The organism is Brevundimonas variabilis (assembly GCF_014199945.1).
GTDB lineage: Bacteria > Pseudomonadota > Alphaproteobacteria > Caulobacterales > Caulobacteraceae > Brevundimonas > Brevundimonas variabilis.
On record NZ_JACHOR010000003.1, the window covers coordinates 297,804 to 312,459 of the forward strand.

A 14,656-nucleotide genomic window follows, 5' to 3' on the forward strand; every position below is an offset into this window, starting at 1 on the left:
AACGAAATGTTCCAGCTTTGTTCCCGGCAAGCCAGGTCAGGGAGCCGGGGCGGGTTGGTCTTTCATGGCCTCGCTGAAATCGATCGCACCCGGCACCGCCAGACGACCGTCGCCCGTGCGCGCCAGGGCAAAGAAGCGGGGACCATCGATACGCTGGCTGAACGAAATGCCGCGGCGGTCGACGAAGATGAAGCGACCCTGATAGGCCCCCACCACGTCACGGTTTGTGCCGCCGAGCCGCAGGAAGTTGAGACGCATCTCCTCCAGCCGGGCTGCACAGGTCTCGATCTGGGGCTGGTCGCGGGCAAGAACGTTGAAGGCCATCTCCTGCCCTTCCTTCTGGGCCACGCTGTAGCAGATGCCGGGATCGTTGGGGGCGCGCGCAGCAGTCTCGCAGGCGGAGAGCAGAGGCAACAGGGCCACAGCCATCAGGGGAAGCCAGCGCATCAGCCGAGCCCCGGGAACTGGCAGTCACGATCCTGGTCGGCGAGGACCCGGAAACGGCTGTTGTCATCGGACTGTTCGACCCGGCGCGGGACCAGGCGAAGGGTGGTCTCGCCCCAGCGACCATACTGGGCGTCGCCGGGCCGGACACAGGTGCCGGCGTAAAGGGCCTGAACGCAGGCATTGAGGCCCATGTTGCCGGACAGGGTGCGCCAGTCCGAGCCAGAGTATCGGAGACACGCACTCCCGGAGGCCTGTTTCACGACCGGACGCGATGGCTCGGCCGGCAGAGCTTCGGGGAGCATCGGATCAAGCTCGGTGATGTCGATCTCGGGAACCGCCGGCGGAGGCGAGAAGGCAGCGGTCGGCGCAGCGGCCAGGTTGCCGCTCTCATCGAGCCCGACATCGAGTGCGTCCGTCGCCAGCCCGTTGCGCTGGGCACATTCGGTCAGGGTCGCCATCCCCACGAACTGGCCATCGACGAAGCACCGGAGGGCCCGGGTGGGTTCAAGTCCCGGCGCATCGGCCAGGGAGACGGTCAATCCCCCCCGCGCCGCCGGAGGGGCCTCGTCCGAGGGTTCGCGACCGCTGCCGAACACCAGCGCCAGAACCACGGCAGCCAGCACGGCCAGTCCGGCGCCAATGACGATGATGATACGGTTGTCGTTGGGCAGCGCCATTTTGGGTCCGTGCGGTTCGCGCCTCAATAACCCTGCCCGCCCCCACCGCGTCAACCGTTGTGACGACCCGGGGCACAACGACCGCTGCTATCCCGTGAGACGCGCGAGGGCCGCCTGATAGTTGGCGATCTGGGACGCCTGATAGGCCGGTGCGGGTCCCGCGATGGCTGCCGTCTTGGATTTGGGTTTGAGGGCGTCATAGGCATCCTTGACGCTCTTGATGGCGAGTTCGACAGCCTCGTCGGCGGCCTTGATCGAAGCCGGGTCACTGTCGAATCTCAGATTGCGGGCCAGGTTCAGCCCGAAGGTCTTCAAGGTGTCGGTCCCGGACGTCTTGCCGATGAAGCCGGGCGAAAGGCCCAGGCCCGCCAGCGCGTCCCGACCTGGCTCTCCGGCTTTCAGGATGGCGCCGCGACCCTCGACAGCGGTGATCGACAGTCGCTGAACGCCTCCACCCGAACTGTTCACGGCCGCGGGACTGTCGGCTGCAAACGCCCCTTCGGACAGGAGGGTGACCTTCAGGGTCCGGCCGGAAGCCCTGGTGATCTTGTCCTGCAGGGTTTGCAGGGTGTCGCGGGCGTCGATGGTGACGACCGTGCCGCGTCGTCCATCGGCCGGCGTGACGGTGAAGCGATCGCCGGCCCGGAGTGAGGTGGCCGCGGTCAGCAGCTTGGAGTCGCTCTGGGCGATCGGGCCGGTCGGCAGGCCCAGTCGGTCCAGGACGCTGGCCCCGCCAGCCGCAATGGCGAGGGTCCGGGGCGTGGCCTGCAGATCCTTGCCGGACCAGCTTCGGCTGTACTCGATCGCCCCGGTCGTGGGGTCCAGACGTGCGAGATAGCCCTGTGTCGGATCTTCGGGCTTGGCGGCCCGGTCGCGATCCGAGACGCCCGTGATCCAGACCTTTCCGGCATGGACCTTCACATCGGCGGCGGAGTCCTCACCAGCCGATCCGTGGAAGGTGAGCCGATCCGCCGTCGAGGCCACGAGATCGCTCCCCAGACTGGCGATGAAGACATCGGTTCCGCCGGAATGGGCCCGGGTGACGGTGCCGGCGTCCAGCGCCTCGTTCCCGGTCTGCCCCGTGACGATCACGCGGCCGCCCGACACGGCAATGCCGGCGATCTCTCCGGCGATGAAGCCAAGGTCGCGCGTCTGGGCCAGGGTTGCGACGCCGTTCGTATCGAGGCTGAACCGACGAAGAACCGCTCGCCCGTCCTCGACCCCGGCCGTGTAGAGGTTCGAGCCATCGACGGTCAGAGCCTGGACGCCGTCGTCGCTGCCGGTGCCGAACTGGCTGGCGGTGGCCGTGATGGTCGGGGGCGTGTTGGCCGTGACGGCCGCGGTCTCGGTGAAGGTCTGGACATAGCCGTCCCAGCCCCCCAGAGCTCCGGCTCCAGGGATGGCCGACTGGGACCGGCCGCCCACAAAGACCTGGCCATTGTTGCCAAAGGCGACGGACGTCGCCTCGTCGGCGGCCGTCGCGCCCCGTCGCTGGGACCACTGCTCCAGGCCGTCGGCATCGAAGACGGTGACGAAGCTGTCGGCCAGCCGCGCGTCGGCACCTGCCTCTCCGGGCACGAGTGCGCCGGTCACCGAGCCCGCAACCGCCACACGGCCGTTGGCATCGACGGCCAGCGCATAGCCGCTTGCGCTATCGGCCGCCCCCAGCGCGCGGGTAAACAGCAGTCGCCCCGAGGAATCATACTTCTGCAGCGCGACATCCTGCCGGCCCTTGATCGGCTGGTTTGCCGTGCCGGCGTCGACATCGGCAACCACCCACAGACTTCCGTCGGCGCCCGTGGCGCTGGCCCGAACCGTCTCCAGGCCCTTGTCGAGACCGGTCTGCGAGACCCGACCCTCGACCCAGTTGGTCTCACCCAGCCGAGGCCCGGTGGGAGCGTCTGCCGAGCCGCCGTCGCTCTGGAATTTCAGGAGTTCGTGGACACCGTCCTTGCCAGCCGACTGGACGACATAGACGGCGTCCGCGGTCCGGGCGGCCGCAAAGGCGACGGTTTCGGTCGACGAACCATTGAGCGTCAGCGAATAGCGCGCAGGCCCATCCGGCAGGGTGACCTTGGCCGAGCCATAGGTCACGACCTTGGTCGGGCTGGCGATCGGCGTATAGCCCAGACGCGTTTCGACGCCCGCCGCAGCAAGCTTGTCATTGGCATAGTTGACCACGGCCTCGAGGGTGCGTGGGGCCGCGCCGAGTTCGGCCAGGTCGAGGGCGATCGTGCTGGTCTGGCCGCTCAGGCTGGTCACGGAGATATTGAAGGCGACGTCGCCCTGGAAGGCCGCGACCGCATCGGTCAGCCCGCCTTCGTGGATGCCTGCCGTGATGACCTTGGTGCTGTCACGCGCGACGCCGGCCGTGGTCTTGCTGGTCGACTGGGACACGCCCTGGGTCAGTCGCACGCCTTCGAGCCGGTTGGCATCGAGATAGGCCGAGACCTCGGCGATGCCGGCTTCGAACCGTTTGGCCAGAAGCGCCTGTTCGGATCCCGAGATGCCCCTCACCCCGGCACGGGCGGTCAGGCCACGCAGAGTTTCCAGCCCCTGATACAGGGCAAACAGCTTCTTGTAGTCATTCGACGCCCCCGGCAGATCGAGCTGGGTCGTGCCTTCGTTGATCACCCTGCGGCCGGCAAGGGCCGCGCGGAGGCTGGCGCTTTGATCGGGGACCTTGGCACCTGCGCTCCAGGGGGCGGTCGGCTGAACCTTCTTGCGGGCAGCCGTCGGCGCAGAGGATCCAGACGACGTTGCCGTCGATGCCCCCCCGAACAGGCCAAGCAAGAAGCTGTTGTCGACCACCGAAACCTCCGGACCCGACCTTAGGCCCGCAGCGGTAATGGGGTCTTAACGCCCGGCGGGAACCCCGACGTGACACCGTTCGTTGGCAAGGCTGGTAAAGCAACAGCAGGCGTGACCCCGATGTCGTTGGCCGCACGAGTCATCCAGGCCTTTCTGGCGCTATATGGACTGGGGCGGCGACGCGGGTTGCGCAGAAGCCCGGTCGACCTGAGCGCCCTGCACGGCTGGACCAGCCGGCAGCCCTGAGGCCCCGCCTTAATTCTGGAAGAGCGAGAGCAGGACCTGCGGGGCCTGGTTGGCGATCGACAGGGCCTGGACACCGAGCTGCTGCTGGACCTGCAGGGCCTGCAGCTTGGCGCTTTCCTTGGCCAGGTCGGCGTCGACCAGGTTGCCGATCCCGACTTCGAGAGCGTCGACCAGCTTGGAAACGAAGGTCGTGTGGTTCTCGATCTGCTTGGCCTGGGCACCGAGTTCGGCAAGACCGGCGCTCACTGCCGCCAGGGCCGTATCGATGACGCCGAGCGCCTCGGTCGCATTCTCGATGGAGTCGAGCAGTGGCGGGCCTGCCGGGCGCGCGGTCACGGCCGGAACGGGCGGCGGCCCTGGGCTTGCGGCCACGGCTGCACGGGCAGGAAGATCAAGTCCCAGCCCGTTGAGGGAGAAATCCTGACGGTTCAGCGAGATGACCTCGGTCGCATTCTCGCCGCTGGCCAGGAAGTTGAGCGGGGCCGTGGTCGGAGTCACGCCGTCGTCGTCGAAGCCGTTGAGAATGTTCTTGCCGTCGAAACGGGCGTTGTCGGCGAAGGACTGGACCGACCGCAGCAGGGCCTGAAACTCGTTGTTGTAGGCGGTCCGGCTGGCCGTGCTGCCGCCGGGATCCGACGCCGCGGTCGCCTTCTGCTTGAGCTGGATCAGCAGGTCGGAGATGGACTCGCCGGCGGCAAGGGAGACGTCAGCGATGGACGTTGCACGGTTCAGACTGGTCGTCACCGCCTCATAGGCACTGGTGTTGGACCGCTGGTTCTGCGCGACGGCCCAGACCGCCGCATTGTCCTTGGCCCCCGAGACCTTCAGGCCGGTGCTCACCCGGTTCTGGGTCAGATCCAGTCGACTGTTCGTCGCATTCAGGTTCTGCAGGGCGACAAGCGCCGAGGTATTGGTGTTGACACTGGCCATTGGGTCTTCGTTCCCGGTCGATTTCAGGACGAAGTTATGACGTGAGTCGTATCCGTATGGTTAATGGCCAATAACCATGAATTCCGCCTCCGGTATGATCCGGCGCGGTTGGCGGAAGTTTTACAGCCCGATCAAACCTTTGTGTTGGCGATCGTGCCTGTGGCGTAGAGCGGGTCGTTGATGAGCTTGACCACTTCCTCGCGGGGGAACTGCTTGATGGTCTCGCCCGTCGAGCGATCCACGGTCTTGTAGACATAGGTCCCCGCACGGGGACCCTGCTCGATCACCAGGCGATAGTCCGCAGCCCGGGGTTCAGGCTCGCCCCGGGGGCGGCTGTCGGGAAGGTTCGTGCCGATCGACGGCGTCGGAAACGCGGCGACGGGGCTGACGGCGGAGGCTTCGCTGGACATCTCTCCTTACGCCGGACTTCAGGCGCCTTCTTGTTGCACGGGCCGGACGCGGTTGGGCGGAACCTTGCGGCTCCGCCCTCGCGTCTTGCGGCTTTAGCGGAACAGCGACAGCAGGATGCTGCTCGACTGGTTGGCGATCGACAGCGCCTGGACACCCAGCTGTTGCTTGGTCTGCAGGGCGGTCAGCTTGGCGCTTTCCTTGGCCAGGTCGGCGTCGACGAGGTTGCCGATACCGGTCTCGATCGAGTCCTGAAGCTTCGAGGTGAAGGTCAGGCTGCGCTCGAGCGACTGCGACTGGGAACCGAAGCCACCCAGCACGGCCGTGAAGGCCGTGATCGCGGTGTCGACGGCAGCAGCCGTGGCACCGGCACGCGCAACGGCACCACCGGAAGTCGCGACCGTGATCGCTGCGCCGGTACCGATGTTCGAGGTGTTGCCGGTAGCACCCGTGCTGGTCAGCACGGTCTGTTGGGCCGTGTTGGAGAACAGGTTCACGCCGTCGAAGGACGAGCCAGCCAGCGCCTTGGTGATTTCGTTGCCGAGGGCATTGAAGTCAGCCAGGTAGGCGGTTTCGGCAGCCGTACCGGCTGTCGAGGACTGGATGGAGACCGCGAGGGCCTTCTGTTTTTCGAGAGCTTCGACGATGGTTTCACCACCGGCCAGGGCAACGTCCAGGATGGACTGACCGCGCTGGATGGAGCTCTTGACGGAGTTCAGGGCGCCTTGTTCAGCGCGCTGGGCCGTCGAGATGGCGAAAATGGCACCGTTGTCCTTGGCGGACGAAACGTTCTTGCCGGTATTGATGCGGTTCTGGGTTGTGGCCAGATCGCGGTTCGTCTGGTTCAGAGCCTGCAGAGCGATCTGCGAGCCAGTGTTCGTATTGATGCTGTTAGCCATTTTGGCTGTTCCTTCTGTCTTCGACATGTCCGACGCCATTTTGGCAGCCGGGAGCATTTTGCTCAGGGAGACCCACAGCAATCGCCGGGCCAGTCGGCTGGCAATCTACGCGTTTCCTCACACCGCTGAAAAACCTACGGTACTTCTGCTTAACCACGACCCTGACCCGGCAAATCCTGCCGAAATTGCGGTTCACCCGGCAAAAACTGCCGGGCACCCGGCAAGTCCTGCCGCTTCCGCATCGCGAGTCGCCCGCCCTGACGACCCGATCGCGGATCGGAGCTCACGAAAAAACAGTCTTGATCGTCCTGATCGTCCTGTTCTTCCTGGTCGGGACCAGCCGCCCCTGGATCGGCCCCGTCACGGATAGTGTCTCCGGTCGAGTTCGAAATGCGGCCCGTCGCGCAGACGGGGCCAGTCGCCGCCCCAGACGATCGGCACGCCAGCCCTGACGGCCGCCGTCTTGAAGGCAGCGGCGATGCGCGGATACAGCGGCCAGTCCCAGCGCAGATGGCCGTCGACCACGGCGGCGACGTCCACTGCATGCCCGGTCAGATGCCGGCTGTTCAGGGTCCGCGAGGCGCCGCTGCGGACCAGGGCCGACTGTCGCTTGGCGTCTCTCAGACCTTCGGTGACGATGAAGTCGACGGGGGTCAGGGCGATCGCCGCCTCGACGACCGCGACAAGATCGGGATGGACCCCCTTCATTCGGGCACGGGATCGGTTGGACAGGCGAAAGCTCATGGCCGTCCCCCCGTCCCGAGCCGCAGCTTCAGATTGGCCAGCAACTCGACCAGTTGCTGGGCCGTCGGCGCGACGAGATAAATCACCAGCACGAGAGCCTGCAGCCCCATCAGCCCCTCGGCGATCGCGGGCAGATGGCCGGGCTCGGCCCGCCGCACGACGAAGACCAGCAGGGTCCAAAGACCCAGGCTGACGGTGAACACATACAGGCGTCGCCACAGCCAGCGGCCTTCGACCAAGGGGGAAACGCTGTCAGGTCCGGGTTCGGTCATTCGTCATCCTCCGATCGATCAAGGTGGGGCAGGGTCTGGCGGCCAGCGGGGCAAAGGCCGTCGCGGGGATCCTGCGGGCCGAGCTGCCACGGACAGTCCTGGATCTCGAGGTCCAGCAGGGCCGGTCCGGGGTCACTGAGACGGGGATGCCAGGGTGAGCGGTCCGGGTGTCTGCGGCGCCCGGTCATCCGAAAGCCGTGATACGGACGAAGCCCGCGCCGCCCCTGCCGCCGGGTCCCGGGACGGTCGTGCCCGCCCCGCCACCGCCGCCGCCCGAGCCTGTCGTACCATCGCCGCCCGCATGACCGGGGCCGTACGCATTTGCGCCGCCCCCGCCACCGCCACCCGAAGCACCGAGCCCAAGGTCCGGGGCCCCGCCGCCGGCCGCTCCAGGCGCTCCCGTGCCACCCCCGCCGCCGCTGGCCGAGCGGCCCAGCACACTGCCAGCGCCCCCAGGCCCTCCCGATCGCGCCGTCGCCGCGCCGTCCAGCCCGCCCCCTCCCCCGCCGCCGCCGGGTCCGACGGGGCAGATCAGGCTGTGACCGGCCGATGCCGTCGTCGCGACCGAGGAGCCACCCCCACCGTTGGCCAGCATGGTCCCGCGGCCACCGGCCCCGCCGGGACCGCCCGCCGCGGTTCCGCCGCTGCCGCCAAGGCCGCCATGAGCGGTCAGGAGAACCACACCGCCGCTGGCAACGGTGGTGGAGGTGCCATCGCCGCCGTCCGCGCCAACGACTGAGCCACCGGTTCCCCCGGGACCGATCGTGACCGTCAGGGGACCGGCGAGGCTGGTCAGGTCCCAGTGCGCCGTCGAAACGCCACCCGCCCCGCCGCCACCGCCGCCGAACCGGATGCCCGAGGATGAAGCTGCACCGGCGCCGCCGCCGCCACCACCGCCCACGGCCAGAACCTCCAGTCGCCGGGCCCAGGGGGGCAGGGTCACGCGCTCACTGGCCTTCAGCGTCGTGGTCTCGACCCGGGTCGCTCCCCGCTCGAACCGGACAGCGCCCGTCGCCGGATCGACAGCGAGGGCCTCGTGCCAGTGGAGACCGTCCGGGCTGACCTTGAGCCGGAAACTGTCATCGCCGAGCAGGCCGAATTCGGCGCGCCCGCTGTATCCGCTCTGGAACAGGAACGAGAGCGTGTCCCCGACGCCCTCCTTGTTCCAGGCGATGCGCAGATCGCCGTTGCCGCCCGAGGCCGAGTCGATGGCTGTCCACAGGGCGTCGTTCAGCCGTGCGGCAAAGGGATTCCCTGAATCCGCTTCGGTGTTCACGCCCAGACGGGTCAGGTTCTGGGCCACGTCCGCCTTGTCGACCGGCAGAGGCGTCCATCGCCCGCCGCGATGGACGAGGGCTGCAGGCGGAACGAGGACAAGGACGATCATCCCCTCCACCGGAGGGACCAGGGTCCATCCACCGCCCCCGGCACGGACCAGATCGCCAGCCTTGCGCGATGACCAGTCGGCCCCGGTCGCGCCCTCGGGCAGGATATAGAGATGGCCTTCGGTCGGCCGTGCGGGCTGCGCCTTCAGCGTCCGGGTGACGACGGTTGTCTGGACCAAGGCATCGAGCCGGGTCAGGGCCTCGTTCAGGGTGACGTGTTTCTGAAGCTGGCCCGCCGCCAGATAAGGCAGGTTGAGCCGGGACGAGGCCTGGGTGGACATGGACGATCTCCGTGGATGACGAAGATCAGTGTCCGTGTCGGTGGACCTCAGGCGCGGCGGAGACCACGAGAATCCTCCCGCCCCCTGATAATCCGGGGGTTCTGACGGATCATCCGGTGGAATACAGGGGCGTAGCCCGAATGCGGGGAGGCCATTTGGAAGGGCTTGGTGACCTCCCCGCGGACCGGCTCGTGGCTGTCAGGACCCGGTGCGAACGGAAACCGTCCGCCCGCTTACGAGCCGGCCATGCCGTATATACGGGCCGCAGGATGCGCCGGATGCGGATCAGAGTTGCTGAATTTCTCCGGACGCCACCACGGGGCCGCCCGGCGTGTCCTGCGCTGGCGTTGTGCCGCGCGGTTCGATCGAGATCGCCACAGCCGTGGCTTCGCCCGCGACACCCGACAGGATGTTCGTCAGGGCCAGCCGAGACGAAGCGCCCGGCGTGATCGCACCGACCAGCTGCACGCCCCCCTCGGGCTTGACCAGCCAGAGATGAGGCACTCCGTCCTGGCCAGCCAGCTGGGTGGTCGGGGCCAGGAACAGGTTTCCGGTCGCCGTGTCATAGGCGATCGTCAGGATCGGGGCACCGTCTTCCAGCGCCAGGGTGGCGACGCGGGTCACGCCGCCCTGCACGACGGCGGGCGGTGCCGGCGGAACGACCGGGTCAGGCTGGGCCACGAGGAAGGCGACGGCCCCCACGCTGGCAGCCAGCAGGCCCGTGGCGCCGATGGCCCAGGTTCGCCAGAAGGCCGCTACCCGGCCATTGTCATTGGCGGTCGGGGCGGTCGCGGCATCGATCCGCGGCCAGAGACCGGCCGAAGGCTCGACCGGCGCAATCCCGTCGGCGAAAGCCGCGAGGTGGGCGTTCCAGCCCTCGACCTGGTCCGCGAAGTCGGGATCGGTGTTCTGAAGGGCGCGGGCCCTGACCTCTTCCTCGGGCGACAGAAGGCGCAGGGCCAGTTCGCCCGCCAGAACGTTCCGTTCGTCATGATCGTTGAAAGCGTCGGTCATTGGTCGAGGCACGTCCTCAGGCGCAGCAGGCCACGGCGGATCCAGCTCTTCATCGTGCCCAGCGGCACATTCTCCCGCTGGGCCAGGGTATCGTAGGTGACGCCGTCCATGAAGGCCGTGCGGATGACCCCGCGAACCTTGTCGTCAAGCTCGCTCAGGCAGACATTCAGGCGTTTGACCTCATCGCTGTGCTCGAGAATGTCGGACGCCAGCGGCGCGGCATCGGCCAGGTCATGAGCGTCCTCGACCGGTGTCGTCTTGCGCATCGGCGCAGCGGACCGCAGCCGGTCGATCGACCGGTTGCGCGCGATCGTCACCAGCCAGGTGATCGGGCTTGCGCGCGCCGGGTCAAAGGTCTCGGCCTTCCTCCAGACTGTGAGATAGATGTCCTGCAATACGTCCTCGGCCAACTGGCGGTCAGCCAAGATACGCAGGCACACCCCCAATAGCTTCGCGGAGGTCGCTTCATAGACGATGCGGAACGCCGCGCGGTCCCCGAGGCCCGTCCGGCCCAGCGCCACCGCCAGTTCATCCCGCGTCAAAGTCGCCGCCATGTAATCCCCTGAGAATACTGCGAAGGATGAGTGCGGACGCGGGCCGGGTTCGTCAAGCCGCGATCTGCCACACTCAGTCGTGCAGATAGACGAGGCGCCGGAGATGGGGTTTCGACCGGATCGTCTCGAGATGGCGCTCGTGTTCGCCGCTGGCTCTCGATGACGCCTCGTCAGCCTCGACCCAGTGGGTGGACTCGATCTCCTTCTGCAGGGCTCGGGCGGCCATAAGGTGACCCGGGAAGAAGGTATCGACCGCATCGCCGATCAGCGGCACCGCACCCGTGGCCGTGTCGAAGGCCAGATAGCCGACCATCTTCGCGATCGTGCCCGGCGTCGCCCGTGCCTGCTGTGCCTGGTAAAGCAGCCATCCTGCGGCGCCAACGGTGTAGGCCGTGCCGACGACCGGGACCCAGGTCAGCAGGGCATCCAGACCGAAACCGACCGGCCCCACGCCGATGACACGGTCGGACAGTTTCCTGATCCCCTCGACACTGGACCAGATTTTCTCGATATCCCCGACGGTCCGCCTGGCCATGGTGTTTCCCTCTGAAGCGGACATCAACGCGCCATCATCATGGGCGTTCAAGACCGCCTTTTTGCAGAGCCTCCGCCGCATGTCTGTCTTTCGCGTGATCCTGAACCTGCTGGCCATCGGTGTGCTCGGCGCACCACTGGCCGTGGCTCTGTCCGCCCTGAGCGGGATCGGCCATCGCTGGCCTGACATCCTGGCGCAGTTCGCCGCCCCGGCCCTGTTCGCGACCGGAGGTGTGCTCGTCGTCCTGGTGCTGCTGAGGCTCTGGCCGTCCGTTCTGGTGGGGGCGGTGACCCTGGGGCTGCTGGCCATCGCCGTCTGGCCACAGTGGATGCCGGAACGGGGGACACCGGCTGGGGATGGACCCACGCTGAGCCTGTACTCCGCCAATGTGCTCTGGAAGAACAACGACGTCGAGGCGATCGCAGCCTCGGTCCGTGAGGCGGATGCCGACGTCGTCATCCTGATTGAACTGGGCAATGGACCCACCGCCCGGATCGAGGACGTCCTGGCCGACTACCCGTACCGGGTCGGTTCGCCGGCGATCGCCCGCGCCGGGAAGCCGGCGCGCACGATCATCGGCTCGCGCTATCCCCTGACCGAAATCCCCGACCGGCCGGACGGGCTGCATGCCGTCGGAGCCGTCGTCCGGACGCCCCTGGGGCCGGTGAACATCCTGGGTGTGCACCTGACCCGGCCCTGGCCCTACCAGTACCAGTGGGGGCAGATCCGCCACGTCATGGCCCTGACCGAGGTCCGCCGTGACCTGACCGGACCGGTCATCGTGGCCGGCGATTTCAATGCCGTCTCCAGTGCAAGGATCGGCAGACAGGTTCAGGCCGAGCTGGGTGTCATCCCGGCACCGGGCTTTCCGGGCACCTGGCCGACAGGGATCCCGGCGTTCGCGGGCATCACGATCGACCAGGTCTACCGGTCTGCGGATCTGGTGCTGCTGGAGCGGCGGCTGGGTCTGGAGAACGGGTCGGACCACCGGCCGGTCGTGACGCGGTTCGGGCTGGCGCAGCCCTAGCCCGCGGCAATCAGCGCCCGAAGCCGGTCCTCGTGGCCATCGGCAGGGAAGTCGTCGGCGATCCAGCTGTCCTCGAAGGCCTTGAGGATACGACCGGTGTCGGGCCCCGCCGCAACACCCGCCCGAGCGACCTCACGGCCCCCTATGGGCAGGCGCGGGATGGGCCAGTCGCGGGCGATGGCCGAAATGTCACCCGGACAAGCCTCCGGATGGTCGGCAGCCGTCCGGGCAAGGCGGTCGAGCACGGGCTGACGTCCGGCGCGGTAGAGCATGGCCCGGATGTCGGCCGCGCTCGCGCTCGGGGCCAGGGTGCCGGACACGGCATCGATCAGCCGGTTGCGCAGGGCATTGGACAGGCGCAGCGCGACCGCAGCCTTCATGACGGCCTCTGATGTATCCGGCAGGAGGGCGGACAGGCGCAGGGCGACCTCATCGGACACCACGACCATGGCCTCGAACCGATCGAGGGAGACAGGCTCCGGCAGGATCTGGCCAAGGACTCCGGTCTTCGACATCGCGCGGACGGCGTCGCGGGGGTCGGGGGCAGCGAGGAGCTTGAGCAGTTCCTTCGAAACCCGCTCGGCCGACAGCCTCGCCATGCCCTCGTGCAGGGCGGCGCAGGCGGCCAGCCCATCGGCATCGGGCTCGCCGCGACCGTACCAGGCGTGAAACCGGAAGAAACGCAGGATGCGAAGGTAGTCTTCCTGAATGCGCGTCGCCGGGTCGCCGACGAAGACGATGCGGCCGGCAGCAGCGTCGGCCTGGCCCTGCCCGGTCGGATCGAAGATGCGGCCGCTGCGGTCGGCGTACAGGGCGTTCAGACGAAAGTCGCGGCGGGCGGCGTCCTGATCCCAGTCATCGGTGAAGGCGACCGTGGCATTACGCCCGTCGGTCGAAACGTCCTGTCTCAAGGTCGTGATCTCGAACGGCTGGCGGCGGGCGATGGCGGTTACCGTGCCGTGCGCCAGGCCGGTCGGAACCGATTTCAACCCGGCCGTCTTCAGGGCTGCGACCACGGCATCGGGTTTCAGGGTCGTCGACAGATCAATGTCATCGACAGGCTGGCCCATCAGGGCATTGCGGACGCAGCCTCCAACGAACCGCACGCAGCCGGGACCGCCCGCTGCCTCGAGCGCATCGAGAACGGCGACCGTTGCCGCATCGCTCAGCCAGGGCTGTCCGGCCAGCTCGGTCAAGCCGCGTCCTCCGCGATCGCCGGGTCCAGATCCGCATCGTCATAGAGCCGCGCACGCAGGCCCCGGATGATGCCCGCCGTCGCGCCCCAGATGTAGCGATCCTGCCAGGGCATGGCCCAGAAATGGCGGACGGGACCCTCTGCAGGCTGGAAGCTGTCGCGGCGATGGTTGGCGACATCCATCAGGAAGTCCCACGGCGTCTCGAACAGGTCCGCGACTTCGCCCGGCGAGGCTGTCAGGGACGGGGCACTGGCGATCCAGCCGACCACCGGTGTCACCAGAAAGCCGGTCACGGTCTCGTAGGGTTCTGCAAAGCCCAGCACCTCGACACAGGCCGGGTCGAGGGCGACCTCCTCCATGGCCTCACGCAGCGCCGCCTGCGCAGCCGTCTCGCCGGGATCCAGACGGCCACCGGGAAAGGCGATCTGGCCGCTGTGGCTGGTCAGGGCATCGGCGCGGCGCGTCAGGAGCACGGTCGCCCCTTCGGCGTGGGCAATGATGGGTACCAGCACCGCCGCCTCGCGCAGGGTACGGTCGGCACGGGGAGCCTCGGGATTGAGGTCGAAATCCGATCGCGCAGCGCGTCCCAGCGGCTGCCAGGCCTGTATCGGCAGGAGGCGCTCCGTCAGCCGGCGTTTCAGGGTGGCATGGCTCATTCCACGCCGGCTCCCATGGGCCCCAGGGCAAAGGCCTGGCCACCGGACCGGACCGTCAGCCGCCCGTCCTCGACCCCGGCCATCTCGACCAGATCATAGAAGATCGCCCGGACGATCCGCGCCTCCAGCCCGGCCCGGACATGGATTCGGGGCGACGGCTCGCCGGTCACGGCATCGGTCTCGACGACGATCGGATGGTCGGCACCCGCGACGACCGTGTCGCCGACATCAGTCGTGAAGATCAGGTCGTCGCCGTCCCGCTGCATGGCCACGGCCCGGAACGGCAGGTCCTCGACCGTGATCCGCATCTTCTCGACCGGCGTCACCAGATGATAGCCATCCGGGTCCAGCCGCAGCACGGTCGAGAACAGCCGGACCAGTTCCTTGCGGCCGATGGGCGAACCCTCGTGCATCCAGGTGCCATCGGCCCGCACGACGATATCGATCTCGCCGCAGTGTTCCGGATGCCAGAGGTGCACCGGCGGCAGCCCGTGACCCGGGGCCTGTCGGGCCGCTGCAGCCACGGCGGCGAGTCCGGTGTCGGAGGTTTCGGTCATGGCCATGACTTAGGCGC

At 67.8% G+C, this 14,656-nt stretch carries 16 protein-coding genes; 1 reads left to right on the forward strand and 15 read right to left on the reverse strand.

The window, feature by feature from the left end:
- Positions 1-36 precede the first annotated feature (36 nt).
- The 12 genes from GGR13_RS10140 to GGR13_RS10195 form a co-directional block, all read right to left on the reverse strand.
- The gene (locus GGR13_RS10140; RefSeq protein ID WP_183213409.1) at positions 37-447 is read right to left on the reverse strand and encodes a hypothetical protein; all 411 of its coding nucleotides are present in this window, start codon (positions 445-447) and stop codon (positions 37-39) included.
- Complete coding sequence (locus tag GGR13_RS10145) at positions 447-1,124, reverse strand: hypothetical protein (protein WP_183213410.1); 678 nt, start codon at positions 1,122-1,124, stop codon at positions 447-449. Before GGR13_RS10145 ends, GGR13_RS10140 begins: the two co-directional genes overlap by 1 nt.
- A gap of 87 nt (positions 1,125-1,211) precedes the next feature.
- On the reverse strand, positions 1,212-3,935 hold the full coding sequence (locus GGR13_RS10150; protein ID WP_183213411.1) for an NHL repeat-containing protein: 2,724 nt from the start codon (positions 3,933-3,935) through the stop codon (positions 1,212-1,214).
- A gap of 255 nt (positions 3,936-4,190) precedes the next feature.
- A complete protein-coding gene (locus GGR13_RS10155) occupies positions 4,191-5,111 on the reverse strand; it encodes a flagellin (protein ID WP_183213412.1) in 921 nt (306 codons plus the stop codon).
- Positions 5,112-5,242: 131 nt separating this feature from the next.
- Positions 5,243-5,521 carry a flagellar protein FlaG gene (locus GGR13_RS16625; RefSeq protein WP_246347792.1) on the reverse strand — a complete coding sequence of 93 codons (279 nt, stop codon included), beginning with the start codon at positions 5,519-5,521 and terminating at the stop codon, positions 5,243-5,245.
- A gap of 93 nt (positions 5,522-5,614) precedes the next feature.
- Positions 5,615-6,418 carry a flagellin gene (locus GGR13_RS10165; protein WP_183213413.1) on the reverse strand — a complete coding sequence of 268 codons (804 nt, stop codon included), beginning with the start codon at positions 6,416-6,418 and terminating at the stop codon, positions 5,615-5,617.
- Between the two features lie 360 nt (positions 6,419-6,778).
- Entirely contained in the window at positions 6,779-7,162 is a 384-nt protein-coding gene (locus GGR13_RS10170; protein ID WP_183213414.1) for a M15 family metallopeptidase, read from the reverse strand.
- Positions 7,159-7,434: a hypothetical protein gene (locus tag GGR13_RS10175; RefSeq protein WP_183213415.1), complete on the reverse strand. Its 276-nt coding sequence runs from the start codon at positions 7,432-7,434 to the stop codon at positions 7,159-7,161. The genes GGR13_RS10170 and GGR13_RS10175 overlap by 4 nt, the downstream gene beginning before the upstream one ends.
- Before the next feature lie 184 nt (positions 7,435-7,618).
- Positions 7,619-9,100: a DUF2793 domain-containing protein gene (locus tag GGR13_RS16750; protein ID WP_183213416.1), complete on the reverse strand. Its 1,482-nt coding sequence runs from the start codon at positions 9,098-9,100 to the stop codon at positions 7,619-7,621.
- A gap of 285 nt (positions 9,101-9,385) precedes the next feature.
- Positions 9,386-10,114: an anti-sigma factor gene (locus tag GGR13_RS10185; RefSeq protein WP_183213417.1), complete on the reverse strand. Its 729-nt coding sequence runs from the start codon at positions 10,112-10,114 to the stop codon at positions 9,386-9,388.
- Positions 10,111-10,668 (reverse strand): sigma-70 family RNA polymerase sigma factor, encoded by a 558-nt coding sequence (locus tag GGR13_RS10190; protein WP_183213418.1) that lies wholly within the window; start codon positions 10,666-10,668, stop codon positions 10,111-10,113. Before GGR13_RS10190 ends, GGR13_RS10185 begins: the two co-directional genes overlap by 4 nt.
- Before the next feature lie 73 nt (positions 10,669-10,741).
- Entirely contained in the window at positions 10,742-11,203 is a 462-nt protein-coding gene (locus GGR13_RS10195) for a DUF4112 domain-containing protein (protein WP_183213419.1), read from the reverse strand.
- A gap of 79 nt (positions 11,204-11,282) precedes the next feature.
- Between GGR13_RS10195 and GGR13_RS10200 the strand changes: the two genes are divergently transcribed.
- Entirely contained in the window at positions 11,283-12,230 is a 948-nt protein-coding gene (locus GGR13_RS10200) for an endonuclease/exonuclease/phosphatase family protein (RefSeq protein WP_183213420.1), read from the forward strand.
- Here the strand turns inward: GGR13_RS10200 and GGR13_RS10205 are convergent.
- Genes GGR13_RS10205 through GGR13_RS10215 form a run of 3 tightly spaced genes read right to left on the reverse strand, consistent with a single transcriptional unit; the run spans position 12,227 to position 14,639 of the window.
- On the reverse strand, positions 12,227-13,426 hold the full coding sequence (locus GGR13_RS10205; protein WP_183213421.1) for a CCA tRNA nucleotidyltransferase: 1,200 nt from the start codon (positions 13,424-13,426) through the stop codon (positions 12,227-12,229). The two genes, GGR13_RS10200 and GGR13_RS10205, sit on opposite strands and share 4 nt — an antisense overlap.
- Positions 13,423-14,082: a CoA pyrophosphatase gene (locus GGR13_RS10210; protein WP_183213422.1), complete on the reverse strand. Its 660-nt coding sequence runs from the start codon at positions 14,080-14,082 to the stop codon at positions 13,423-13,425. The genes GGR13_RS10205 and GGR13_RS10210 overlap by 4 nt, the downstream gene beginning before the upstream one ends.
- Positions 14,079-14,639 carry a DUF1285 domain-containing protein gene (locus tag GGR13_RS10215; protein ID WP_183213423.1) on the reverse strand — a complete coding sequence of 187 codons (561 nt, stop codon included), beginning with the start codon at positions 14,637-14,639 and terminating at the stop codon, positions 14,079-14,081. The genes GGR13_RS10210 and GGR13_RS10215 overlap by 4 nt, the downstream gene beginning before the upstream one ends.
- Positions 14,640-14,656: the final 17 nt, after the last annotated feature.